This is a genomic window from Novosphingobium sp. ZN18A2 (assembly GCF_036784765.1).
Taxonomy (GTDB): Bacteria; Pseudomonadota; Alphaproteobacteria; order Sphingomonadales; family Sphingomonadaceae; genus Novosphingobium.
In genome coordinates, this window is sequence record NZ_CP136651.1 from 1,652,140 (window position 1) to 1,676,994 (window position 24,855).

Genomic DNA, 24,855 nt, shown 5'->3' on the forward strand with positions numbered 1-24,855 from the left:
CGGGATCGCGCTGGGCTTCCTGCGGAGCGGGACGAAGGATCCGGTCAGCATCGGCAAGTGCGCCTATGCCTACGATCGCATGACGACGCCGGTCGTCGCGTCGGAAACGCCGCTGCCACCCCCGCCGCCGCCACCGCCGCCGTGCAAGCCGGGGCCGTATATCGTGTTCTTCGACTGGGACAGCAGCGCGGTCACGCCCGAAGCGGCCGGTATCCTGGATACCGCCGTCACGTCGACCGCCGGTTGCGGCAGCAAGACCGTGAAGGTTGACGGCTATACCGACCGGTCCGGCAGCGATGCCTATAACCAGGGTCTTTCGCAGCGCCGCGCCGATGCGGTTCGCGATTACCTTTCCGGCCACGGTGCAACGGCAACGATCGAGACGCACGCCTTTGGGGAATCCAACAACCGCGTGCCGACGGCAGACGGAGTTCGCGAACTCCAGAACCGCCGCGTAGAGATCACGGTCGAGTAATCGGGAGGGGATGTCATCATGTCTATCAGCAAGACTCTGGCGATGAGCCTGGCGATGGCCCTTGCCGGCACGGCAACATCGGCCATCGCGCAATCCGCAGGCCCGGTTTCGATGAAGGATGCGATCGTTACGGCGGTCAATTCCAATCCGGAAATCGCGCAGGCGCAATACAACAAGGAAGCGATCCAGTTCGAACGCAAGCAGGCGCAGGGCCTCTATGCGCCGCGCGTCGATGTGGAGACGTCGGCGGGCTGGCGTAACCTCGACAACGCCACGCGCCGCAGTCTCGGCATTGCCGGACAGAACCTGTACCCGGTCAGCGCGGAAGCGCGGGCCGAATGGGTGGCGCTGGATTTCGGCCGCCGTCACGGTGAACTGCTGCGGCAGGCCGCCCGTGTTGACGGTGCGTCGCTTCGCGTGGTCGAACGTTCGGAATTCATCGCGCTGCAGGTGGCCCGCCAGTATCTTGACGTGTTGCTTCAGCAGCGCGTTGTCGCGGCGAGCCAGGACAACGTCTCGTTCCACCGCTCACTGGTGAGCGATCTTGGAGAAGGCGTGCGGCAGGGATCGATTTCGGTCGCGGACCAGCAGCAGGCGGAGGAACGCCTGCAGGCGGCCCTTGTCCGCCAGTCAGAGGCCGAACAGTCGCTTACCGAAGCCAAGATCAAGCTCCGCCGCCTGACCGGGCTGGATATCGATCAGGTGGTGATGCCGCCGACGCTGGCCGACGGCTTGCCCGGAACGCTTTCCGAAGCGGTTGGCCTGGCGCGGACCCAGAACCCCCTCGTGCGGGAGGCGGAAGCCGATGTCGATTCGGCCAATGCCCATGCGGACAGCGTTCGCGGTGACGGGTTTCCGAAGATCGGCGTCGATCTGTCGGGCCGCATCGGTGACGACATTGACGGCTTCAAGGGCACCACGCGCGATGTGCAGGCGCGGGTGTTCATGCGCTGGAACATCTTCGACGGCGGTATCAACCGCGCCAACTATCAGGAGATGGTCCGCCGCGCGAGCCAGGCCCGCTATCATCTGTACCAGGTCGCGCGTGAGGCCGAGGAAGACGTGCAGGTCGCTTGGACGTCTCTGAAGACGCACGGACGCGTGACGCAGCAACTGCAATCGCAGAGCCGCGTTTCGGACGACCTTCTGCTGTCCTATCGCAGCCAGTTCAACGTCGGCCGCCGGTCGCTGCTTGACGTGCTGGATGCGCAGAACACGCGTTACAGCGTTCAGGTGCGCCTTGAAACGTCGCGCTTTTCCGAAGTTTTCGCGCGCTATCAGGTGCTTGCGGCAACCAACCGGTTGCTGACCGCACTCGATGTGGCGCCGGGAGCGGGGGCAGGCGCGAACGAACGCGGACGCTTCAACTATGGGCCGCCGCGGCCCGCGGAAACGCAATACCGCACAATGCCTTGAGCTTGCACCGTGCATTGACCTGCACCGTGCCCTGACGGGTCGCATTCTAAGTCCGGCAACCGCAAAGGCGGGCCGGACACCAACTGGAAAGAACACGGCATGGCCGAAGGGCCCGGAAACGATTTGCACACAGGCGATGCCCTCATCGACTGCATCGGCCAGGTTGCGGAGCGTTTCGGGGTAACCTTCGCGCCGGGGATGTTCGCGTCTTTGGCGCGCCATCCCGACGGGCGGTTGCCGCTGCACCAGGCAGAGCCCGCGCTGGAACTGCTGGGCCTCAATTGTGATGTGTCGCGCCGTGCCAGGCTGCCCTCGCGGCCGGAAAACTATCCGGCGATCGTTTCGCTTGGCGAAGCGGGCGCCGTGGTGGTCCACGAGGTCAAGGATGGCGAGGCGCTGGTTTGGCGGCCCGGTCCGGCAACAGCCCAGTGGGAAAAACTGTCCGATATCGCCGATGAATACGCTGGCTGGATGGCCACCGTTTTCGGCGATCCTTCGACCATGCGCGACGCGGGCGCGCCCTGGCAGCAGAGGGCGCAGAGCCACTGGTTCTGGAGCGAACTTTACAAGCTGCGGCGCGAATTCTGGCCGGTGCTGCTGGCTTCCGTCATCATCAATTTCCTGGCGCTGGCCTATCCGCTGTTTTCGATGAACGTCTATGACCGCGTGATCCCGAACCGCGCGCAGGCGACGCTGTGGGTTCTTGCGGTCGGCGTTCTGATCGCCTTCGCGCTGGATTTTTCGCTGCGCCGGGCGCGCACCCGCGTGCTTGACCAGATCGGCCGCGATCTTGACCTGAAACTGTCCGAAAAGATCTATTCCAAAGTGCTTTCCGCGCCGCTTGCGGGACGCAAGGGGCATACCGGCAACCTTGTTGCGCGCGTTTCGGAATTTTCGATCGTCCGCGATTTCTATGCATCGACCACGATCGTGCTGATCGTGGACATGGCCTTCCTTGTGCTGTTCATCGCGGTGATCAGCTATATCGCCGGCTGGCTGGCGCTGGTGCCGCTGGTCGCGGCGGCCTGCATGGGGATATTCGGGCTGCGCCTGCAACGCAAGGTCAGCCGCGTCGCGCTTGAGGCGCAGGCGGATTATGGCCTTCAGCAGACGCTGCTGGTGGAATCGATCTCCGGCATGGAAACGCTGAAAAGCCTGGCGGGCGAGGGCGTGATGCTGGGGCGCTGGCGCCGCATTTCCGAAGTCGGATCGCATTCGCAGCGCCGGCTGCGCGATATAAGCTCCGCCGCGATCGGGCTGGCATCCACATTCCAGCAAGTTTGCAGCATCGGGCTGGTGGTTGGCGGTTATTACCTTTTCGCGGCCGGCCAGATCACCATGGGTTCGATCATCGCCATCGTGATGCTGGCGACCCGATCACTTTCACCCGCCGCGCAGTTCGCATTCTTGCTGACGCGCAGCCAGCAGGCGCGCAAGGTTCTGGATACCCTGCAGGAACTGTGGGCCGAGCAAGACGAGCGCAAGATGGGAAGCGCCTCGCTCACACCGTCCGTGCACAGCGCGAACGTGGTGACGGAAGGGCTGGCGTTCACGTATCCCGAAAGCTCCACGCCGTCACTCAGCAACATCAACATCACCATCAATCCGGGCGACCGCATTGCCATCGTCGGCCGGGTTGCATCGGGCAAGTCCACGCTGGGCCGCGTGCTGTGCGGCCTTTACCAGCCGACAGACGGCGCGATGCGCATCGACGGGATCGACAGCCGCCAGTACCGCCCGCAGGACTTGCGTGAGGCGTTTCGCTTCGTCGGGCAGGACGCGGCGCTGTTCAGCGGATCGGTGAAAGACAACCTTGCCATCGGCGCGGGTATCGTCAGCGACGACCAGCTGCTGGAAGCGCTGAAAAAGGTGGGCGCGGACGAGTTCCTGTCACGCGATGAAAGCGGCTTCGATCGCGGTGTGGGCGAATCGGGAATCAGGTTGTCCGGCGGCCAGCGTTCGTTTCTTTCGCTTGCGCGGGCGATGGTCCGCCCGGCCAAGCTGCTGTTCCTCGACGAGCCGACAGGCGCGATGGACAGCCAGAGCGAGCAACTATTTGTCGAACGCCTGTCCCGTTCCATGACACCTGGCCAGACACTTCTTATCGCGACGCACAGACCGGCACTTTTTACCGTGTGCAACCGCCTGATCGTACTCGACAAGGGGCAGGTTGTGGCGGACGGTCCGCGGGATGAAATCATCTCGTCGGCAGGGGGAGGGCTGAAATCATGAACGGAGCGCAAGACGTTCTCGATCTTGAATTGCCCTGGACCATTCGTCCCGCGTCGCCGGCTTCGCCGCGCCGCCGTGCCGTGGTTATCGCGCTTTGTGCGGGCGCTGCGCTGGTTGCCGCGGCAGGCGCCGGCCTCGCCTATGGTGACCGCGCCGCAACCGCGCTCGGCCTGTCCGGAAATGCGGGTCCGGCGGTGCGCCTTTCGATGGACGACGTGCGCAACGTCGAACAGATGACGGTTGACGACAAGTCGCAGATCCTTGTCGAGGGCGCGGAAGCCGAAACGCGCAACGCGGCCATTCCCGTATCGGGCCTGCCGCTGGAAAAGGCCGCCAGCCTTGTCATCCCCATGACCGACGGCCCGGCCTACACCACGGCGCTGCGCTGCCTGACGCAGGCGGTCTATTACGAAGCGGCGACCGAGCCGCTGGAAGGGCGGCGCGCGGTGGCGCAAGTCGTGCTCAACCGCGTTCGCCACCCGGCCTATCCGAACAGCGTTTGCGGCGTCGTCTATGAAGGATCGCAGCGCAGCACCGGTTGCCAGTTCAGCTTCACCTGCGACGGTTCGCTGCTGCGCAGGCCAATGCCCGGCCCCTGGCGCGCGGCAGAGGCCGTGGCCAAGGCGGCGCTGGGCGGAGCGGTCGATCAGGGCGTGGGCACGGCCACCAACTATCATGCCGATTATGTGCTGCCGCGCTGGGCATTCACTCTGGCGAAGATCGAACAGGTGGGCCGTCATATCTTCTATCGCTTCAATGGCAGTTGGGGCAGGCGCGCGATGTTCGATGCCCGCTACAGCGGTAGCGAACATATCCCGCAGATCGATTATGCCGCGCTGCGCCAGCGTCTTTTCGCTTCGGCGGGCGGCATGGAAGAGGACAAGCAGCTTGTGCCGGGGCTGACGGTCACGCCCAAGGTGACGGACCGCCACGCCGAAAACGACGTGGGCGGAAGGCTTGACGTAACCAAGCAGTGGCGGCTTTCCATTCCCGATCCGGTGAACGCCAGCAGCCAGTATCGCTCCGCGATTGCGCAGGACGCAGCCCCGGCCGAGCAGGCCAAGCCCGATACGCGCCTGGCGGGCATCCGCCAGCCCGCGCCCGCAATCCCCGGTGCCGCTTCCGGCGAAGGTCAGGTGGTGCAACAATGAGCGGACCTTTGGCGGCGCTGAAAGAGCGCACGGGTTACGGAAACTGGGACGCAAGCAGGCGGCTGATCGTCCTTTCCGCGATTGCCGTGACGCTTCTTGTCGTATGGGCCGGTTTCGCGCGAGTGGACGAAGTGACGCGCGGCATGGGCAAGGTCATCCCGTCCAGCAAGGCGCAGCTTGTCCAGGCGGCCAGTCCGGCAACGGTAACCTCTATCCTGGTGAAGCCCGGACAGATGGTGAAAAAGGGAGAGCTTCTGGTGAAGCTCGACGATTCCCAGTCCTCGTCCGCGCTTGGCCAGCTGGAGGCGGAGAACGAGCGTCTGTCCGCGCGCGCGGCCCGGCTTGAGGATGAAGGTACCGGCTCAAACAAGGATGATTGCGGCGTCGGCACCGCTTGTGCGGAAGAAGCGCGTCTTTCCGAAGTCCGGCGGCAGGCCGCGCAAAGCCGGCAGAACGCGCTTCAGGCGCAAGTGGAACAGCGGCAGCGCGATCTGAAGGAAGGGCAGGCGACCGTCGCGTCGCTGCAAACCAGCGTCCGCCTTGCGCAGGATCAGGTGAACATGCTCGCCCCGCTGGCCGCGAAGGGGATCGTCCCGAAGACCGACCTGCTCGACGCGCAGCGCCAGCTGGTCGATGCGCAGGGGCGGCTGTCCGCCGCGCGCCAGGGCGTCGGCCGCGCACAGGCGGCGATCCGCGAGGCGCAGGCGCAGTTGCGGCAGGCAAAGTTCGATTTCCGGCAGGATGCGCTTAACGAACGCAGCGAGATCACCACGAAGATCGCGGTGAACGAACAGACCATCAAGGGCGCCGAAGCGCGGCTGGAACGCAACGAGTTGCGCGCACCGGCAACCGGCTATGTCAACGATATGCAGGTCACAACCGTCGGCGGCTTTGTGAATGCGGGCGAAAAGCTGATGCAGATCGTCCCGATTGGCGAAAAGCTGCTGGTCGAAGCGCGCGTTGCGCCCAAGGACATTGCCTTCATCAAGGTCGGGGACCAGGCCAACGTGAAGATCACCGCCTATGATTTTTCGATTTACGGCGGGCTCAGCGGCAAGGTGCGCAACATCAGCGCGGACAGCATCTATGACGAAGCCGAAAAGCAGGCCTATTACAGCGTGACGGTCGAAACCGACCGCGCCTATATCGAAAAGAACGGCAAGCGGCTTCCCATCATGCCGGGCATGATCTGCGACGTTGAAATCGTGACTGGCAGCAAGACGGTGCTGACTTACCTGTTCAAGCCCGTCCTTCGCGCGTTCGACCAGGCTATGACCGAACGTTGAGTACGATCAGCGGCTGATCGTTCCCGTGGGATAGGCCACGATGTCGGTTGTGCGTGAAAAGCCGTGCAGCCACTTGTGGTCCGTGCTGAACGACATGATCGGCAGGTAATCGTAATCGCGCGAGGCATCGAGAACCTTGTCGGTCGCATTGTCCAGCAGCCAGTATCTGCCGCCGGACTTCACCACCAGCATCGCGTGATCGGCGTTGCGCACCCGGTCGCGCGCGATCGTCAGGAACATGTCGGATGCGGGCACGCCAAGCGCGGCAAGCATCTGCATCTTGACGATCGCGATGTCCTCACAATCGCCGGCCCTGCGGCGCAACGTTTCGCCCGCGTTGGCCCAATAGTCGGCGCGGTGGTAAAGGTCGCTGTCTTCGCGGTAGCGAATATGCTCGTTCGACCACGCATTCACGGCCGCCAGCTTTTCCGACATCGGCTCATTGCGCGTCGTGGGTACCAGTGCTTCTGCCGTCGAACGGCGCACGCGGGCCTTGCGCACGCGGTTCCATTCGGAATCGAAGCCGGTCCTGCTTACGGCAACGCGCGCGCTGGCAAGGAAATCGTCCGGACTGGCGGGCGCTTTCAGGCCCGGCTGGAACGTGCCCAGCGGCGCCTGCGGCAGCGTGAAGGACTGGCAGCGCGCACCGCCCGCTGCGGGCAGAGGCAGCGCTGCGGGCGTGGCCGGCACTTGTGCGGCTTGCGCTGACTGCTGTTGCCGCGCGATCATTTCCAGACGGCTGACGTGGCCGCCAAGGATCGCCTCCGACTTGCTGCGCATCGGTTGCAGGCTGGCCGGCTGTGGTGCGACAAGGCGCGGCACCGGCCATGCAGAGCAACCGTCCTGCGCGGCCATTACGGATAGCGTGGTCATCGGCAGAGACGTAACCAGCGAAATCGATGCGTGGGCAGGGGCTGGCGTCGCGATCTGGATCGCGGCGCAAGCTCCGGCAGCCATCAGGAATCGTGATCCTTTCATGGCGCCGCTTTTCGCAGCGCAAAGTCACTACTGGGTTGAACGGCATGGTTGCCGCCGAATTAACCGTAAATCCGCTTTAGGTGGAATTACCTCATGGCTTCGCGGCCGTTTCCGCCGCCTTCATGGATCATCTTGGTTTATTGCGTGCCAAGCACCGCGCGCGAAGCGGCCTCTATCCGGCTCCGCGACATAAGGCGGATCGTGGATGTGCCCTTGGCCAGAACCTGGCCCTGGGCGTCCAGCAGGTGCCCTTCGGCAAAACAGGTGGAGCGGCCGCCCTGTTCGATCCATCCTTCCGCCGTCAGCATGCCGGGCCTGACCGGCGCGAAGAAGCTGATCTTCAGTTCAAGCGAGACGGGCGTCACGTCGTCGTCCCCGCGTTCATGGTGCAGGCCGATGATCGCGTGGGCCATCGCCGCGTCGATCCAGCCGCTGACAAAGCCGCCCTGGACCACTCCGCCCGAATGGCACATGTGCATCCCGGCCAGGAACTCCATGGTTGAGCGGCCACCGGTCATCGCGACAATGCGCTGCAGGCCAAGCGTTTGCAGCATCTCGTTCGGTGCTGTGCCGGTTACCGTCGTCATGTTTTCATCCATCTCCCGATTTGCCTGCGCACCTATCGCGAACGCCCACGCGCCGTAACCGGCCACAGGTCGACCAGCGTGTTGCCGCTGACCACGTGATAGGTGTCATAAAGATTGACCGTGGGGTCGCAATGGGGCGCGCGCAGGGTCACGATGCTGTCCAGCTCCGGCAGGTTGCCCGCCATGTTGACGAGCGCGCCCTGTTCGTCGCCCATGAAGAAGAATGCGGTTCCTTCGGCAGCCCCTTCCGCGATCGTCGGCGGCTCCGCATCGGTGGCAAGCGACTTGAAGCCCGCATCCAGCGTGACCATGCCCGGTGAATTGGCACTGATCACGCGGCTGTCTATCATCAGCGCCGTCTCGAACGGCACTTCGTCTTCCTCGCCGGTCAAGGCGCAGGCCCGATACTGGTCGTCCATGAACACGTAGGAGCCGACCTGGAGTTCGGTGAACAGGCCCAGCGCCGCATCGATCCGGTGCGTGCCGGTGCCTCCGCCGGTAACGATGGGCGGCTTGCCGCCCGCCTGTTCCAATGCATCCAGAACGCCGCGCAGGTATTCCGCACGCTCGCGCATCGCGGCTTCGCGTTCGGCGAAGCTTTCGATATGTTGTTGCAGCCCGCAATAATACTGCACGCCGCCATAGAGCAGCGATGGCTCCGCCGCGATCGTGCGGAAGAGCGCAACCGCCGCCTGGGCATCGGCAACACCAGTGCGGTGGATGCCGGGGTCGATATCGACCAGCACGGTGAGCGGTGGCCCGCCGCTAGCGGCTATCGCGGCGGCAATGGCACGGGCCGCCATTGGATTGTCGGCGGTGCACATCAATCCCTCGCACCGATCGTTGAGCGCGATCAGCCGTTCAATTGCGGGCGCGGATACGACCGGCGAAGTGATCAGGATGCCGGTTATCCCTTCATCCGCCAGCGCTTCCGCTTCGCCCAGCTTGGCACAACACACGCCCAATGCCCCGGCGGCGATCTGGCGGCGGGCGATATCGGCGCTCTTGTGCGTCTTGGCATGCGGGCGCAGCTTCAACCCGTTCGCCCCGGCGAAATCGGCCATTCGCGCGATGTTCCGGTCAAGCGCGTCGCGGTCTATCACCAGCACCGGCGTATTGAGGTCGCGGCGCGAACCCTGGCGGCCGACAAGGTGGCGGTGGAGCTGTTCGTCGTTCACGCTGGCATCCTCATTTCGCATCGATACCGAACAGGCGCGCAAGATCGGCGTTGACGAACTTGCGCGATGGATCGACTTCGGCGCGGACCTTCAGGAAATCGCCCGTCTTCGGATAGAGGTCGAACACGTCCCGCGCGGTCAGCGTGTGCCGTTTCGCCCAGTGCGGGCGGCCGTTCGCGCCGCGCAACACCGGCTCGATCTCCGCGAAAAGGTCGCGCCAGGGCATTCGCGCGTATTGATGGAACGAAACCGATGCGCCCGGTCCGCGATTGAACGGCGACATCCAGATATCGTCGGCGGCCACCGTCCGGAATTCGAACGGGAAAGCCACCGGAAGGCGCTTCTTTCGGATATAGCCGATCGCATCCAGCAAGGTCGGTATCCCGTCGGCGCGTGGCAGTTCGTATTCCATTTCCTCGAACCGGATCGTGCGGTCGCCGGGGAATATCTGCCAGGCCGGGCCAACGCGCCGGCTCGGCTTCTGGCTTAGCCGCATCATCAGCCGTTGAAGCGAGGGGATCGTGAAATTCGCTGCCCTGCCAATTTCACAGGCGATGCGGAACGGGCGTTCGTCGATATCGGTGGTGCGTTCCAGTTCAGCTTCGCTTTCGACCGGGTGCAGGCTCTTGAAGATCACGTGATCGGCATAGGGGAACACGAAGAATTCGAAGTGGCGCGTCGCGCCGGCCAGGTCTTCCCACCGCTCCGCAATTTCGGCCAGCGGGCGGCTTTCAACGCGTTCCTCAAGGTAATAGGCGGGCAGCACGTTGATGCGGATGCGCGTCGCCACGCCGAACAGGCCGAGCGACAGGCGCTGCGCCTCGAAAAGATCAGGTCTCGTCCGCGCGTCGCACGTAACCAGCGAACCGTCCGCCAGCATCAGTTCGAACGCGGTCACTTGCGTGGAGAGGCTGCCCAGATCCTTGCCCGTCCCGTGCGTGCCGGTTGCCGTCGCCCCGGCGAGCGATTGCGGGTTCACGTCGCCCTGGTTGATCAGCGATAGCCCTTCTGCCCACAGCGCCTCTGTCAGCCGGGCAAGGCTCCATCCCGCAGGCACCCACGCGCTCTTCCGGTCAGGCGCGATCTCTATCGGCGCTGCATAATCGGACATGTCGATCAGTGTGCCGCCCGTCTCGCACAAGGGCATGAAGGAATGGCCGGCGCCGCGCACACGGACCTTGCCGGCCCCCAGCACGGCCTTGCGCAGTTCCGCCTCGTCGCGCGGCTGCGCGATGGCTTGCGGGCGCGCGGTCACGCTTCCCGACCAGTTGTGCCAATCCATCAATCGCATCCTCCCAGCTGCTTTGGCCATGTGCCTTGGCCAAGCCGCGCTTTTGCGCTGTTGGGGCATCTCAACCGGCTATCCGCGCGCAGCGGCCGCTTTTTGCGTTTGCCGCCTGGGGCCGAGGCTTGTTGTCCCCCGGCCTTCGCCCGTGCGCTACCAGGTCAGAACCTTGCCGGCAGCCCCCAGCGAAGGCAGCGCCGCGCTTGGCGTCATCATCGGAATGTCGGCGGGCACGTCGTCTCGGGTCAATCCGCTCAATTCCAGCGACTGCAGGCACCCGATGACCTGCACGCCGTTGTCCGTCGCCAGCTTCAGGAACTCGGCCACGCTCTTGCCGCCTTGCATCGGATAGATTTCTTCCGCGCGGCCCTTGGCCAGAAGCTCTGTCGCCGGGCCGGTGAAGTACATCACCACTTTCTGTTCGGCCGCCGCAGCGGTTGCAGCAAGGAAAAAGGCCGACGGAAGCCGTTTCGGGCTTTCGGGGCCAGAGATCAGGATAATGACCATGTCGGCCGGGGTGTCATCCATTGTCTGTCTCCTTTCGGGTGCCGATATTGTCTGGATGCGGCGGCAAGCGCCCGCTCCATGGCGATTTCAGCGAAGAGACCAGATTTGCAGCGGCAATGCACTAGCAATCTTGCGCCAGTGGGATGCGTTCAAGGCGGGCGCGCGTGATTAACGTTTCGCGTCGCCCGGTGGTGCATATGGGCAAAGGTCGGCGGCAGGGTGCGTCCGCGATGAACGCGCAGGCACCGGCGCAGAAAAAAGGGGGGCTGTCCCGAAGGATCAGCCCCCCATGAAGTTTGGGAGAGGATGCCTGAAAGGCAGGATCGAAATGGTTCTTCCTCATCGATTGTGCAAGTGCGAAGGCGGCATTTCCAGTTGCAGAAAACGCAAATTGGCAAGGAAAGGCCTTCATCCCTGACTTTTTGTGCGTTTTTCGGGGAAATCGCGCATCTAGGAATCGCAATGCCGCGTTTCACGGCCTAGCAGTTGCGACTCCACTTCCATGAAAGACCGGAAATATCATGAACAACAACGATCTCGCCGAAGCACTTGCCGCCAATCACGACCTTACGAAGGCGGATGCCCGCAAGCTGGTTGATGGTGTTTTCGCCGCAATTACCGATGCAGCTGCCAACGGTGAGGAAATCGCCCTTTCGGGATTCGGCAAGTTCAAGGTCAAGCACAGCCCGCAGCGCGAAGGCCGCAACCCCGCGACCGGCGAAGCGATGACCATTGCCGCGTCCAACAAGCTGGCCTTCACGCCTGCCAAGGCGGTGAAGGATCGCCTGAACGGCTGATCAACGAAGACCCAAAGGCGCCCCGTTCCCGCAATGGGCGGGGCGCCATATAGGTTCATCGGAAATACCCATGGAACTTGACGACCAGTTGCGCCGCTATTTCGGCACGGCCGACCTTGCCGCGCTGACGCCGCAGGCCTTTGCCGCGGGGCGCGAAAAGCTCCTCGTCGAATTCGGCCTGGAAAAGGATCGCAACCGCCGCTTTGCCATGTGGTTGCTGCTCCACATCCTTGGCGCCGCGCCCGATCTGGACGTTGCGTTCAGCGATCCGGAAGACCGCGAGGCCGCGCGCGACGCGATGGACATGGTCGCACGCATGGACGAACGCGCTAACGCGGCAGCCACGTAATCTCCTTCATCGTCCGTTGTTCAAACCGGATTGCAAGCGCGCAAGTCGGGGACGATCTGCGGCATTCCCCGGCACCTGCAACGGGCGATTGGCCCGATCCGTTGGGCGTTGATCGAAAGCCTTTGGCAAACCGGTATCCCCCAAGGTAGGTTCGCCGCGTTTCCCTGCGGTTGTGCGGAGGAAGGCCATGGCGATCGAACGCATAATCGACAAACGAACGCACGATCTTGGCGGAGGACTGGAGGTCGGCCGGGTCTTGCCGTTCCACGCCCGCCGCATGGTCGGGCCGTTCGTCTTTTTCGACCATCTTGGTCCCGTCGATCTTGCGCCGGGGATACCGCGCGCGCTTGACGTGCGGCCGCATCCGCACATCGGCCTTGCGACCGTGACCTATCTTTATTCGGGCCGCATCACCCATCGTGACAGTCTGGGTTTTCATCAGGAAATCCATCCCGGCGAAGTGAACTGGATGGTGGCCGGAAGCGGCATTACGCATAGCGAACGGCTGGAATATGCGCGCAGCAATGGCGCACATATGCATGGAATCCAGGCGTGGGTGGCCTTGCCCGAAGCGGACGAGGAGACGGCTCCGGCCTTTTATCACCACGAAGGGGCAGACCTTCCGGTGTGGGACGATGCCGGCGTCCAGGGCCGCCTGATCGCTGGCGAAGCGGATGGCATGAAGGCCGGCGTCCGCACGCATTCCCCGCTGTTCTACCAGCACATGGAAATGGAGCAGGACGCGCGTCACGCGGTTACGACCGATTATTCGGAACGCGCCGTCTATTGCGCCAGCGGGGAGATCGCGATTGGCGATGCGGTACTTCGTCCGGGGCAGATGGCCGTCCTATCCTCACGCGATGCCGCCGATGTCGTCGCCTTGCAGCCTTCGGTGGCAATGGCGCTGGGGGGTGATCCGGTTGGCGAGCGTTTCCTGTTCTGGAATTTCGTATCGTCATCGAAGGAACGGCTTGAACAGGCGGCGGAGGACTGGCGCCAACAGCGGATGAAACTGCCGGAAGGCGACGACCGCGAGTTCATTCCGTTGCCCGACAGGAAAGGATAGTTTGCCGATGGGCGAGATCACGATCGAACGGCAGGACGGGCCGCGCCACGGCCGCTATGTCGCGCGCATATCGGGCATCGGGGAAGAGGCGGAGCTTACCTATACCCACCGCGGGCCCGACCTGATCAGTGCGGATCACACGGGTGCGCCCGACGCGCTGAGAGGCACGGGCGTCGCCGCCGCGCTGGTGGAGCGGCTGGTTGCCGACGCGCGCAGCGACGGCTTTCGGATAATTCCGATCTGCCCTTACGTGCAGGCCAGGTACGCGAAACACCCGGAATGGCGCGACGTGATGACCGTGGCGCCCGGAGAGAAGCCCCGGATTTCCGGAAAGGCCGGTCAATGACCCGGCTTCTCGGCATATCAGGCAGTTTGCGGCGGGGATCGTTCAACACCGCGTTGCTGCGAAACGCGGCAGACCTTTTGCCCGAAGGCACGAGCCTTGAGATCGCCACGCTGCACGGCATTCCGCTCTATAATGCCGACGACGAAGCCGAGGGCGGCGTGCCCGAAGCCGTGGCCGAACTGAAAGAGCGCATCGCCGCGGCCGACGGTGTGATCCTGGCGACGCCGGAATACAACAACGGCATTCCTGGTGTGTTCAAGAACGCAATCGACTGGGTCTCGCGTCCGGCCGGGGATACCGCACAGGTATTCTCAGGCCGCCCGTTCTCGATCATGGGCGCATCGCCCGGCGGGTTCGGCACGCTTCTTTCGCAGAACCACTGGCTGCCGGTTCTGCGCACGCTGGGCGCGGAATTGTGGACCGGCGGGCGCCTGATCGTATCGCGCGCGGGCCAGGTGTTCGATGACGGAGGAACGATAACGGATTCCGAAATGCGCGAGCAGATCCGGCTGTTCCTTTCCGGCTTTTCGGATTTTATCGCGCGCCTGAAATCCTGATGGTTCCAAGGCCTGCATAGCCGATTCCTGCGGTGTTCGGCGCCTTAGTTGGTTGACTTATTAACTTATGTGCAATACCGGTATCGTGCGATGCTGACGAAAGCAGGGCAGGGGGTCCGGGGCATCGAAGACGAGCGATAGATGAAGAGTGCGACAAGCAAGGCCGAGCGGCAAAGCGCGAAAAGCGAAGGCTCCGGTGACAAGAAGCAATCGACCCGCGATCAATTGCTGGACGCGACCGGCGCCCTGATGATCGAAAACAACACCACGTCGGTGAGCTTCGGTGAGATTTCGGTCAAGTCGGGCATCAACGCGGCGCTTATCCGGTACCATTTCGGCAGCAAGCAAGGCTTGCTTGAAGCGCTGCTTGAGCGCGATGCGGGCGACAACTATGCCGCGCTGGAAAAGCTCGTGAATGCGGACTGGGACCCGGTCGAGAAGATGCGGCTGCATATTCACGGCGTTATCCGCCTGTATCAACGTGTTCCCTATCTCAACCGGTTGCTCATTTCGCTCCAGTCGGACAGCGAATCCGAGATTTCGCGCTATGTGATGGATCGCTTTACGACACCCGTCGTCAATGCGGAAAAGGCCATTCTCGAGCAGGGGCATCGCGAAGGCGTTTTCCGCGATGTCGATCCGCTGCTGTTCCATTTTTCGCTAATCGGCGCGTGCGACAGCATTTTTCACTCGCGGTCCGCGCTGCTCCAGCTCGTCGGCGTGGAAACGATCGATGACAAGTTGCGCGATCGCTATGCCGACCACGTATCGAAAATGATCCTTGGCGGCCTGCTCGTCCGTGAGGCGGGGAACGACTGACCCCTTCTGCAGAAGGGCGCGCAAAATCCGGCGTCGGTACGGGCCGGAGGGGAGAGGAAATGGAACTTGGCCTTCAGGACAAGGTGATTGTTGTCGCCGGCGCCAGCCGGGGCATCGGGCTGGGTATTGTCGAGGCGTGCCTGGCCGAAGGTGCGCGCGTTGCGCTCGCCGCGCGCGGGGCGGACGCGTTGCGAGATGTGCATGAAAGGCTTGCCGAAAAGCACGGTGCGGATCGGCTATGGTCGATGGCGGGCGACATGCGCGAAACGCAGGCGATCGAAACCTTGCTGGACCGGGTGGAGGCCGAATTCGGCCCGGTCTGGGGCGGGGTGGCCAATGTGGGACTGTTTCCCTGTCCGGCCGGTTACGACGTCGACGACGAGACCTGGGCTGGGGGTTTCGCCCAGAACCTTGACAGTTCCTATCGCCTGGCACGCGGACTGATGCGCCGGATGGAACCGCGCGAGGAAGGGGCGATCCTGTTCATCAGTTCGATCGCCGGGCTTGCATCGCTGGGGACGCCGCTGACCTATGGCACGTCGAAGGCGGCGATGAACCACCTTTCGGGTGAGCTTGCCAGGACGGCAGGGCCAATGGGCATTCGCGTCAACACCATTGCGCCGGGCAATATCATATTTCCCGGTGGCGACTGGGAAGCGCGATCGACCGGGAACCGGGCGGATGCGTGGTGGCGCTGGATTCGGCGCGAGGTGCCGATGCAGCGGTTCGGAACGCCGGAGGAAATTGGAAACGCCGCCGCCTGGCTGCTCAGCGCGAAGGCGAGTTTCGTTACCGGAACCGTCTTGCCGGTGGACGGCGGCCAGACACGCTGAACCGCCGCCTGGCCGCATTCAGCCTTGGTCGGTAAAGGCCGGAGCCCGCTTCCCCACGCGCGCATTCACCGCTTCTATCTGGTTGGGGGAACCCATCAGCGCGGCCATTTCCTTGCTTTCGGCCACAAGGATGTCCTTGTAATCGCCCTCTGCCGACAGATTGAGCAAGCGCTTGGCTGCGCGGATCGCGTCGGGGTTGGTGTTCGCAATACCCTTTGCGTATTCAAGCGCATCGGCCAGCGGATCGTCGCACAGGCGTGTCGCCAGCCCGATTTCCACCGCTTCGGGCCCTTCCACCATTCGCCCCGAATAGACTAGGTCGCGTGCAATATCGGCGCGAACCAGTTCCTTGAGAAGCGGGAATGCGCCCATGTCCGGCACCAGCCCCCAGTTCATCTCGAACGCGGAAAGGCGCACGTCAGGCGTGACGAAGCGCATGTCCGCACCCAGCGAAAGCTGGAACCCTGCACCCAGCGCCACGCCATGCACCGCCGCGATGACCGGGACGGGCAGGTCGCGCCACCCGAACGAAACCTGCTGGCCGCGGTTTGCGCCATTGGCATAGCGCGGCAGGTTCGTAATTGCATCGCCGCCCTTGCGTTCGCCCGATGCCATCTTGCCGAAGTTCGAAAGGTCCAGCCCGGCGCAGAACGCGCGGCCTTCACCGGAAAGCACGACGCACCGCAGGCCGCTGAGGCCTGCCAGTTCCTCTATCGCCCGGTTGACGCCTTCGAACATGGCATCGTCAAATGCGTTCATCTTGTCCGGCCGCGCCAGCCGGACGTCGGCCACGCCATTGGCGAATGAAATCGAAACCCGGTCGTTCATGCATCGTCTCCGTTTTCTGGCATTACCAATCCGCGCGGAGCCAATCCGCGCGAGCATTGGGCAAAGAAGGCTTGTCGCGCTTCTTTAATCGAACGATTAAAGCCGCGTCCAGCATGAAACGCCCTGATGCCGCCGGGCGGTGTGGTTGGAAGACAGGGAACTTGCCAAGCCTGTCGGGCAAATCTAGTTAGTTGATTAATGAAAAATGGCGTGAGTCGGCCGCCGCCGCGACGCCGGAACGGGATTGGACGATCGCTGCCGCAGAGAAGGGGTGCGTGCGCCGGATCGGCGCCCAGGTGCCGGCATGCCGGATGGCGATCGGATGCGAGGATGCAAAGTCTGGAATTTCAAGACAACACGACAAGATGGATGGAGAGATGACCATGGATTTCAACCTTCCCCAGGAGCTTCTCGATTACCTGAAAGAGCTTGACCGGTTCATCGCGGCGGAGATCAAACCGCTTGAGGATGCGGATGACAACGTTCGCTTCTTCGACCATCGCCGGGAATGGGCGCGGACCGATTTCGAGAACGACGGACTGCCGCGGCCGGAATGGGAAGAACTGATGCGCGAAGCAAAGCGGCGGGCCGACAAGGCCGGCTATCTGCGGTTTGCGATGGATCCCAAGTTCGGGGGCAAGGGCGGATCGAACCTGTGGATGACGGTGATCCGCGAATACCTCGCGGCAAAGGGGCTGGGCCTGCACTATGACCAGCAGAGCGAACATTCCATCGTCGCCAACAACCCGTTCGCCAAGATGTTCGATGACTTCGGCACGGAAGAGCAGAAGGCCGAATTCATTTCCGGCATGTTTGACGGTTCGCGGCGTATCACCTTCGGCCTGACGGAGCCTTATCACGGGTCCGACGCAACGCATATGGAAACGCGCGCCGTGCGAGAGACGCGCGATGGCGTAGAAGGCTGGCTGATCAACGGCGAAAAGATGTGGACCACGGGCATGCACGTGGCGACGCACTGTGCGCTGTTCTGCCGCACTTCGGGCGAGGACGGCGCCGCGCGCGGCATTACCTGCCTGCTTGTTCCGGCGGACGATCCGGGTGTGAAGGTCGAACAGTACCTGTGGACCTTCAACATGCCGACAGACCACCCGCGCGTTTCGTTCACCAACGTATGGGTGCCGGACAGCGCGATTTTCGGTCCGCCCGAAAACGGATTGCCGTTGGCCCAGTCGTTCGTGCACGAAAACCGTATCCGCCAGGCTGCGGGTTCGCTTGGCTCCGCGGTTTACTGCATCGAGGAAAGCGTGCGCTATGCACGGATGCGCCAGCCCTTTGGCGAGGATCTTGCCCGCAACCAGGCGATCCAGTTCCCGCTGGTCGAGCTTTCCACCCAGGCGGAAATGCTGCGCCTGCTGATCCGCAAGACCGCTTGGGAAATGGACCAGATGACCCACCCGGAAGTGGAAAAGCGCATCTCCGACAAGGTTTCGATGTGCAATTACTGGGCGAACCGCCTGTGCTGCGAGGCGGCGGACCGAGCGATTCAGGTCCACGGCGGCATCGGCTATTCGCGCCACAAGCCGTTCGAGCACATCTATCGCCACCACCGCCGTTACCGGATCACCGAAGGCACGGAAGAAATCCAGATGCGCAAGGTGGGCGCCTTCCTGTTCGGATACCTTGGCCCCAAGCGGAAAGAGTTCTCCGAACTCACCTATGACGACGTCGATTACCGCAAGCAGCCGCAGATCCGCCCGCGCAGCGGTTGGCAGGCGATCGACACGACGCGCCCGCCGGCGGACATCTGACGCCGGTGAAAGGGAGGGTTGCCGCCTTGGCAATCCCCCCGCCGTGCGGTTGCGCGCGGCCCGCAACGGATAACAGCCCCGGGCAGGGGCAAAAATGCCCCGCAAAGGGGAAACGGCCCGCAACGGGCAATTGGGAGAAGCCGAATGGACATGGAACTCGTAACCGAAGGCCTTCAGTTTCCGGAAGGGCCGATCGCGATGGCGGATGGCTCGGTCGTGCTGGTGGAAATCAAGCGCCAGACCCTGACGCGCGTGAAGCCTGACGGCACGCAGGAAATCATCGCGGAACTGGGCGGCGGCCCCAACGGTGCGGCGGTCGGCCCGGATGGCGCGGTCTATGTGTGCAACAACGGCGGTTTCCAGTGGCTTGACGATGACGGGCTGACCCTGCCGCACGGCACACCGGACTATTATGTTTCGGGATCGATCCAGCGCGTCGACCTGTCGGACGGTTCGGTGACCACGGTCTATGACGAATGCGATGGCGTGAAGCTGCGCGGCCCGAACGATATCGTGTTCGATGCCGACGGGGGCTTCTGGTTCACCGACCTGGGCAAGAGCAACGGCGATGTCAGCCATGTGGGCCACCTGCTTTACGCAAAGCCCGACGGTTCGATGATCGTGCGCGCGCACAATTCGATGGTGACACCAAACGGTGTGGGCCTTTCGCCCGACGGCAAGACCGTTCACGTGGCGGAGACCACCACCGGCCGGCTGTGGTCGTTCGGGATCGAAGGGCCGGGCAAGATCGCCGGGGCGGGCGGCACGTTCTCCGCCGGCCAGGTGATGGGGCCGCTGCCCGGATACCAGTTGTTCGACAGCCTTGGCGTTGAAGCGGACGGACGGGTCTGCGTGGCCACGCTGGTCAACGGCGGGATCACCGCCTTCGATCCGCGCGACGGAAGCTGGGAACAGTATTCTTTCCCCGATCCGATCACCACCAACATCTGCTTCGGCGGTGACGATATGCGCACGGCCTTCGTCACCTGTTCGGCCACCGGAAAGCTCTACAAGGTCCGCTGGCCGCGTCCGGGCCTCAAGCTGAACTTCAACGCCTGAGGAGCCTGCCCGTGGAATACCAGGACATACTCTACGAGGTCGATGGGCCGGTCCTGACCGTTACGCTCAACCGGCCGGACAAGCTCAACGCCTTCACCAACCTGATGGGCCGCGAACTGGCCGATGCGCTGCACCGCGCGGACGAGGATGACAGCATTCGTGTGGTTATCCTCACCGGCGCGGGGCGGGGCTTTTGCGCCGGGGCCGACATTTCGGCCGGGGCGGGAAGCTTCGATACCAAGAGCGGCGAAGGCGCGAAGAACTTCGGCGACGGACAGGACCGGGGAGAGGGCACCAGCTTCGTCCATGCGCTGTTCAACTGCAAGAAAGCGACGATCGCGGCTTTCAACGGCCCGGCGGTGGGCGTGGGGGTGACGCTGGCGCTTCCCACCGACATCAAGATCGCGTCCGACACCGCGCGGTTCGGTTTCGTTTTTGCCCGTCGCGGCCTTGTGCCGGAAGCGGGAAGCGCGTGGTTCCTGCCGCAGCTTGTCGGCAAGGCGCAGGCGTTGCGCTGGGCGATTGCCGGGAACGTGTTCGATGCGGCCGAAGCGCTGCGCGGCGGGTTGGTGAGCGAAGTCGTGCCTGCGGAACAATTGCTGGCACGGGCACGCGAGATCGCGATGGACATTGCGGAAAACACCGCGCCCATCTCTGTCGCGCTGACGCGGCAGATGATCTGGCGCTTCGGTTCTGCCGACCTGCCATTCGATCTGTTGCAGATCGACGGCGCCTTCGCGCTTCACCTCGGTTCGACCGGAGATGTGAAGGAAGGCGTCGCCAGCTTCATAGAAAAGCGCGCGCCGCACTTTCCGGGCAAGGTTTCCACAGACATGCCGCCCGGTTATCCTTGGTGGGAATAGGCGCAAGAGTGCCGTGGGCATGCAATTTGCCCACGGCACGGCTTGCCGATCATGTCCGATATTTCGCTTAGCGCTTAGCGGGTTTGGAACCTGCCTGCCGGGATACGCCCCATTGCGGACGTTTGCTTTCTGCACCCGTCATCCCAGCGAAAGCTGGGATCGCTGTCGCCCCCGTGCTAGCCATCAACAATGGGCGGCTGGGTCTATATCATGACCAACAAGCGCGATGGCGTTCTGTATATCGGGGTGACCGCCGATTTGCCTGCTCGTGTCATGCAACACCGCACCGGCAAAGGCTCCGCGTTCTGCCGCCGCTACGGCCTTGACCGGCTGGTCTATTCAGAACCGCATTCCGACATCCAAAGCGCCATCGTGCGGGAAAAGGCGATGAAGGCATGGAAACGAGCTTGGAAAATTGAATTGATAGAAAATGCCAATCCAGGATGGCACGACCTTTTTGAACACCTCGCGTTGCCGTGAGCGATCCCAGCTTTCGCTGGGATGACGGGGAAAAGGACGAGTCCGCTTCCCACCCCCATTCCTGCCATTCACCACACCGACCAGCCATGCCGAAACCGGACATGACAAGGGCCGGAGGTGGCCAAATTGCCTACCTCAGCAGTTCCAGCGTTCCGGCCGCGATCATTTCGCGCAACTCGCGTTTCAGTACCTTGCCCGATGCATTTTTTGGAAGTTCCGCGATAAAGCCCACCGCGCGCGGTTTTTTATAGCTGGCGATGTTGGCCTTGCAGAACTCTATGATTTCGGCCGGCTGCGCCTGCTCTCCGGCGCGGCACGAAAGGATTGCGACAACCTCTTCGCCCCAGGTGGGATGTTCCGCACCCACCACGGCGGCCTCAAGCACCGAGGGATGCTTGTAGAGCACTTCCTCCACCTCGCGCGGATAGACGTTCTCGCCGCCGGTCACGATCATGTCCTTCTTGCGGTCGACGATCCACAGATAGCCGTCCTCGTTCCAGCGCGCGACATCGCCGGTGTGGAACCAGCCATCGGTAAAGCTCTTTTCGGTCGCTTCGGGATTGCGCCAGTAACCTTTCAGAACCTGGTCGCCCTTCACCCACATTTCACCCTCTTCACCCGGAGGGGCGTCCGTCCCGTCCTCACGCACCACGCGAACGCGCGAGAGCAGCATCTGCCGGCCGACCGAATTGAGAATGGGCAATCCCTCGTCGATCGCCTGGTCGTGTTCGTCGGCGGTCAGCACCATCACGTTTCCGGCAAGTTCAGTCATGCCGAACCCGGTGCCAAAGCGCACTTGCGGCCACTTTTCCCGCGCGCGCAACAGCACCGCGGCGGGCATCGCAGACGCGCCGTATCCCATGTTGGTGAGTGAGGAGAGATCGTATTTCTCCATCTCCGGGTGGTCGAGCAGCATGGCGATCATGGTCGGTGCGGAACTGGCGGCGGTGCATTTGTATTTCTCGATCGTCGCGAACAGTTCGACCGGGTCGAAATTCTGCATCAGCACAACCGGAACGCAGCGCACGTGCTGCACCAGCATCCCGTATCCGGCAACGTGATACATCGGGAAGGTCAGCAGATAGACAGGATGCTCTTCTTCCGCGCGGTCCCAGCTTGCAACGGAATTCAGCACCGCGGCCACGACGTTTCGATGGCTCAGCATCGCGCCCTTGGGCAGGCCGGTGGTGCCCGAGGTATAGAGCAGCCAGGCAAGATCGTCCTCGTTCACGGCCACTTGCGGTTCAACCGGCTGGCCGCTTTGCAGCAGGTCGTCGAACGCGGTCGTGCCCGGCTGCTTCTCGCCAACGGTAACGATGGTGTGGACCGAGGGAATCTCGTCGCGGATCTGCTGGATCGCGCCGAAGAACTTGTCTTCCACGATCAGCACCGATGGTTCCGCATTGCCGATGATATAGGCCAGTTCACGCGGGGAGAGGCGATAGTTCAGGAAATTGAGTGCCATGCCGGCGGCCGGGACGCCGTAATAGCAATAGGCGTATTCGATGCAGTTTTCCGCCAGCATGGCGATCCGGTCCCCCGGACTGGCGATTTCCAGAAGCGCGTTCGCCAGCTTCCAGCAATCGTCACGCAGCTGGCTGAATGTGATCGCGCGTTCGCGCATGCGCACGGCGATGGCATCGGGCTCGTGATGTGCGGCGATTGCCGGGATTTCTCCGACCAGCATCCTTGGCTCTCCTCGTTCGCGTCCGCTCCGTGTTGGCCGAAGCTGGATCGTTCCATGTTTTCGCGTGCAATGCGTCCCGTCGGGCGCGGGTGCGCGTCGCACGTTGGCAAACCCTTATAGTGTTCACCCGGGCGCAGGCAATAATTGACTGACTAACTAACGGGTGGCAGAGCATAGGTTCCGGTGTGCCGGACAATGATTCAAATCACCCCGCCCGATGGGTGATGCCAAAGAGGAGATGCTGCGTCATGGGCAGGACAAGCGACGGGAAATGGGCAGAAGGCTGGTCTCCGCCCAAGTTCGAAGTGAACGCCAACGGCAAGGTGATCGGCGCAACCAATTCGCGCAGGCCGAACAACTGGGGCCGCTGGGGCGAGCTTGACCAGCGCGGCACCGTCAACTTCATCACGCCGGAAAAGGTCGCGCAGGCGGCGTCCCTCGTGCGTAGCGGCAGGGTGGTCAGCTGCGCGATCCCGCTAGACGCCACCGGGCCGGTCCACCCGGCGCGGTCGAACATCGTCCACCTGCATTCGGCGACCGGCTGCGACCATGCCGGCTGGAACTCCACCGGGCAGACCTATTCCGGCCTGCAGGGAACCGACGATTACATCATGATGCCGCTTCAGGGCAGCACCCAGTGGGACGGGCTGGCGCACATCGGCGCGGACGATTGCTTCTTCAACGGCTTCTGGGTCGGCGTGGTGGAAGCCGCGGGCGGGGCGACCCGGCTGGGTATCCAGAACATGAAGGACACCTTCACGTCGCGCGGCGTGCTGATCGACCTCCCGCGGCATCAGGGCGTCGAACGGCTAGAGCAGGGCCACGCCATCACTGCCGACCAGATAGACGCGGCGGCCGATGCCCAGGGCGTTTCTGTGGGAACCGGAGACATCCTGGTCGTGCGCACGGGCCACGTGCCGTGGTATTATACCCTGCAGGACAAGTCGGCCTATTGGTCGGGCGCGCCGGGCCTTTCGATGTCGATGGTGGAATGGCTGCATGAAAAGGAAGTCGCGGCCGTTGCGATGGACAACATCGCGATCGAGGTGGAACCGTTCGAGGAGCCATACGATTGCCCGTATCCGGTCCATGTCCGCCTGATCCGCGATCTTGGCCTGTCGCTGGGCGAGATCTGGTGGCTGGAAGACCTTGCAAAGGCGTGCGAGGAAGAGGGTCGGTGGGAGTTCATGCTGGTTGCACCGCCGCTCAACGTCACCAACGCGTCCGGCTCTCCGGTCAATCCCACGGCGATTTTCTGACCGATGGTGGCAGCATTGCAGAAGCAGAAAGAAACGGGCGACGATGCGCCGCCCAATGACGATCCCGAAACGTTCGCGGCCAAGCTGCTGGCGGCGGCGAAGCGGGTCGATCCCGAAGTAACGGGCATTGCGGGCGTTTCCCGCGTGTCAGCGGGCGCGACCCTGCAAACCTGGTCCATCGATCTCGAGAAGGGCGGCGCAATCCTGCCGCTGATCCTGCGCCGCTCGCCCGGCGGGCGGGCCAAGGCGTCGCTGACGCTGGACGATGAAGCGGCGGTTATCCGCGCCGTAGGGGCGAAAGGCCTTGCCGCACCGGCCGTCTGGCACGTCCTGCGGAGCGAAGACGCGCTCGGCGAAGGCTTCCTGATGGAGCGCATCGACGGAGAAACCCTGCCGCGCCGCATCATCCGCATGGTGGAAGCGGCGGGCAGCGGAGAGACGCTGACACGCCAGCTTGGCAAGACGCTTGGCCAGTTGCATCGCGTTTCGCTCGACGGGCTGCCCGGGCTTTCACATTCCGACGCCGAGACGCAGATCGCGCGGCTGGAGGAAGAATTGCGGAAAGACGGCGTGCAACCCCGCCCGGTGTTCGAACTCGCGCTGAAATGGCTGCGCCAGCGCATTCCTGACCCGGTAGAGCCGCGCCTTGTCCACGGCGATTTCCGCATCGGCAACGTGATCGTGGGCAAGGAAGGGCTGCGCGCCGTGCTCGACTGGGAGATCGTCCACATCGGCGATCCGGCCGAGGATCTTGCGTGGATGCAGGTGCCGCCGTGGCGCTTTGGCGGGCTGGACAAGCCCGTGGGCGGCATCGGCCGGCCAGAGGTGCTTTATGCGGCCTATGAGGAGGAGACGGGCGAGCCGGTCGATGTGGAACGCGTCCGCTTTTTCCGCGTGCTCGGCTCGCTTCGCTGGGGCGTGTCGACAGCGGGCATGGTCGAATGGCTGCGTGGGCACGATCCGACGGTGGAACGCGCGATGATCGCGCGGCGCGCGTCGGAAAACGAAATTGATCTGCTGCGCGCGATGGCAGGGAAGGAATAACCGA

General features: G+C 63.3%; 24 protein-coding genes and 1 pseudogene. 18 read left to right on the plus strand and 7 right to left on the minus strand.

The window, feature by feature from the left end:
* Positions 1 to 109 precede the first annotated feature (109 nt).
* From RXV95_RS08040 to RXV95_RS08060, 5 genes and pseudogenes are all read left to right on the plus strand, one after another.
* Positions 110 to 475: pseudogene (locus tag RXV95_RS08040) on the plus strand (OmpA family protein); the annotation flags it as partial.
* A gap of 18 nt (positions 476 to 493) precedes the next feature.
* Entirely contained in the window at positions 494 to 1,891 is a 1,398-nt protein-coding gene (locus tag RXV95_RS08045) for a TolC family protein (protein WP_338465536.1), read from the plus strand.
* A gap of 99 nt (positions 1,892 to 1,990) precedes the next feature.
* Positions 1,991 to 4,123 carry an ATP-binding cassette domain-containing protein gene (locus tag RXV95_RS08050; RefSeq protein ID WP_338465537.1) on the plus strand — a complete coding sequence of 711 codons (2,133 nt, stop codon included), beginning with the start codon at positions 1,991 to 1,993 and terminating at the stop codon, positions 4,121 to 4,123.
* Positions 4,120 to 5,274, plus strand: coding sequence for a cell wall hydrolase (locus RXV95_RS08055; protein WP_338465538.1), 1,155 nt, complete (start codon positions 4,120 to 4,122; stop codon positions 5,272 to 5,274). Before RXV95_RS08050 ends, RXV95_RS08055 begins: the two co-directional genes overlap by 4 nt.
* The gene (locus RXV95_RS08060; protein WP_338465539.1) at positions 5,271 to 6,560 is read left to right on the plus strand and encodes an HlyD family type I secretion periplasmic adaptor subunit; all 1,290 of its coding nucleotides are present in this window, start codon (positions 5,271 to 5,273) and stop codon (positions 6,558 to 6,560) included. The genes RXV95_RS08055 and RXV95_RS08060 overlap by 4 nt, the downstream gene beginning before the upstream one ends.
* Positions 6,561 to 6,566: 6 nt before the next feature.
* On the opposite strand, the gene RXV95_RS08065 is transcribed toward RXV95_RS08060, so the two are convergent.
* The 5 genes from RXV95_RS08065 to RXV95_RS08085 form a co-directional block, all read right to left on the minus strand.
* A complete protein-coding gene (locus RXV95_RS08065; protein ID WP_338465540.1) occupies positions 6,567 to 7,517 on the minus strand; it encodes a transglutaminase-like cysteine peptidase in 951 nt (316 codons plus the stop codon).
* Positions 7,518 to 7,675: 158 nt separating this feature from the next.
* Complete coding sequence (locus RXV95_RS08070) at positions 7,676 to 8,125, minus strand: PaaI family thioesterase (RefSeq protein ID WP_338465541.1); 450 nt, start codon at positions 8,123 to 8,125, stop codon at positions 7,676 to 7,678.
* Positions 8,126 to 8,157: 32 nt separating this feature from the next.
* The gene (locus RXV95_RS08075) at positions 8,158 to 9,303 is read right to left on the minus strand and encodes a DSD1 family PLP-dependent enzyme (protein WP_338465542.1); all 1,146 of its coding nucleotides are present in this window, start codon (positions 9,301 to 9,303) and stop codon (positions 8,158 to 8,160) included.
* A 10-nt stretch (positions 9,304 to 9,313) separates the two neighbouring features.
* A complete protein-coding gene (locus RXV95_RS08080; protein ID WP_338465543.1) occupies positions 9,314 to 10,594 on the minus strand; it encodes a D-arabinono-1,4-lactone oxidase in 1,281 nt (426 codons plus the stop codon).
* Between the two features lie 147 nt (positions 10,595 to 10,741).
* Positions 10,742 to 11,116: a DsrE family protein gene (locus tag RXV95_RS08085; protein ID WP_338465544.1), complete on the minus strand. Its 375-nt coding sequence runs from the start codon at positions 11,114 to 11,116 to the stop codon at positions 10,742 to 10,744.
* Between the two features lie 500 nt (positions 11,117 to 11,616).
* On the opposite strand from RXV95_RS08085, the gene RXV95_RS08090 reads away from it, so the two are divergent.
* From RXV95_RS08090 to RXV95_RS08120, 7 genes are all read left to right on the plus strand, one after another.
* On the plus strand, positions 11,617 to 11,892 hold the full coding sequence (locus RXV95_RS08090; protein WP_338465545.1) for an HU family DNA-binding protein: 276 nt from the start codon (positions 11,617 to 11,619) through the stop codon (positions 11,890 to 11,892).
* 70 nt (positions 11,893 to 11,962) lie between these two features.
* Entirely contained in the window at positions 11,963 to 12,241 is a 279-nt protein-coding gene (locus RXV95_RS08095; RefSeq protein ID WP_338465546.1) for a hypothetical protein, read from the plus strand.
* Between the two features lie 187 nt (positions 12,242 to 12,428).
* Positions 12,429 to 13,307: a pirin family protein gene (locus RXV95_RS08100; RefSeq protein WP_338465547.1), complete on the plus strand. Its 879-nt coding sequence runs from the start codon at positions 12,429 to 12,431 to the stop codon at positions 13,305 to 13,307.
* A 7-nt stretch (positions 13,308 to 13,314) separates the two neighbouring features.
* A complete protein-coding gene (locus RXV95_RS08105) occupies positions 13,315 to 13,653 on the plus strand; it encodes a GNAT family N-acetyltransferase (RefSeq protein WP_338465548.1) in 339 nt (112 codons plus the stop codon).
* A complete protein-coding gene (locus RXV95_RS08110; RefSeq protein WP_338465549.1) occupies positions 13,650 to 14,210 on the plus strand; it encodes an NADPH-dependent FMN reductase in 561 nt (186 codons plus the stop codon). Before RXV95_RS08105 ends, RXV95_RS08110 begins: the two co-directional genes overlap by 4 nt.
* Positions 14,211 to 14,351: 141 nt before the next feature.
* Complete coding sequence (locus RXV95_RS08115; RefSeq protein WP_338465550.1) at positions 14,352 to 15,029, plus strand: TetR family transcriptional regulator; 678 nt, start codon at positions 14,352 to 14,354, stop codon at positions 15,027 to 15,029.
* A gap of 59 nt (positions 15,030 to 15,088) precedes the next feature.
* On the plus strand, positions 15,089 to 15,862 hold the full coding sequence (locus RXV95_RS08120) for an SDR family oxidoreductase (RefSeq protein ID WP_338465551.1): 774 nt from the start codon (positions 15,089 to 15,091) through the stop codon (positions 15,860 to 15,862).
* 18 nt (positions 15,863 to 15,880) lie between these two features.
* Here the strand turns inward: RXV95_RS08120 and RXV95_RS08125 are convergent, their stop codons facing one another.
* Complete coding sequence (locus tag RXV95_RS08125) at positions 15,881 to 16,690, minus strand: crotonase/enoyl-CoA hydratase family protein (protein WP_338465552.1); 810 nt, start codon at positions 16,688 to 16,690, stop codon at positions 15,881 to 15,883.
* Between the two features lie 383 nt (positions 16,691 to 17,073).
* On the opposite strand from RXV95_RS08125, the gene RXV95_RS08130 reads away from it, so the two are divergent.
* The 4 genes from RXV95_RS08130 to RXV95_RS08145 all read left to right on the plus strand — a co-directional run bounded on the left by RXV95_RS08130 (position 17,074) and on the right by RXV95_RS08145 (position 20,861).
* On the plus strand, positions 17,074 to 18,459 hold the full coding sequence (locus RXV95_RS08130) for an acyl-CoA dehydrogenase family protein (RefSeq protein ID WP_338468530.1): 1,386 nt from the start codon (positions 17,074 to 17,076) through the stop codon (positions 18,457 to 18,459).
* A gap of 144 nt (positions 18,460 to 18,603) precedes the next feature.
* A complete protein-coding gene (locus RXV95_RS08135) occupies positions 18,604 to 19,518 on the plus strand; it encodes an SMP-30/gluconolactonase/LRE family protein (protein WP_338465553.1) in 915 nt (304 codons plus the stop codon).
* An 11-nt stretch (positions 19,519 to 19,529) separates the two neighbouring features.
* Positions 19,530 to 20,381: an enoyl-CoA hydratase-related protein gene (locus tag RXV95_RS08140; RefSeq protein ID WP_338465554.1), complete on the plus strand. Its 852-nt coding sequence runs from the start codon at positions 19,530 to 19,532 to the stop codon at positions 20,379 to 20,381.
* A 189-nt stretch (positions 20,382 to 20,570) separates the two neighbouring features.
* Positions 20,571 to 20,861, plus strand: coding sequence for a GIY-YIG nuclease family protein (locus RXV95_RS08145; protein WP_338465555.1), 291 nt, complete (start codon positions 20,571 to 20,573; stop codon positions 20,859 to 20,861).
* 130 nt (positions 20,862 to 20,991) lie between these two features.
* Here RXV95_RS08145 and RXV95_RS08150 read toward each other — a convergent pair whose 3' ends face one another.
* Entirely contained in the window at positions 20,992 to 22,548 is a 1,557-nt protein-coding gene (locus RXV95_RS08150; protein WP_338465556.1) for a long-chain fatty acid--CoA ligase, read from the minus strand.
* A gap of 248 nt (positions 22,549 to 22,796) precedes the next feature.
* Here RXV95_RS08150 and RXV95_RS08155 point away from each other — a divergent pair, with 248 nt between their 5' ends.
* On the plus strand, positions 22,797 to 23,807 hold the full coding sequence (locus RXV95_RS08155; protein ID WP_338465557.1) for a cyclase family protein: 1,011 nt from the start codon (positions 22,797 to 22,799) through the stop codon (positions 23,805 to 23,807).
* Between the two features lie 15 nt (positions 23,808 to 23,822).
* A complete protein-coding gene (locus RXV95_RS08160; protein ID WP_338465558.1) occupies positions 23,823 to 24,851 on the plus strand; it encodes a phosphotransferase family protein in 1,029 nt (342 codons plus the stop codon).
* Positions 24,852 to 24,855: the final 4 nt, after the last annotated feature.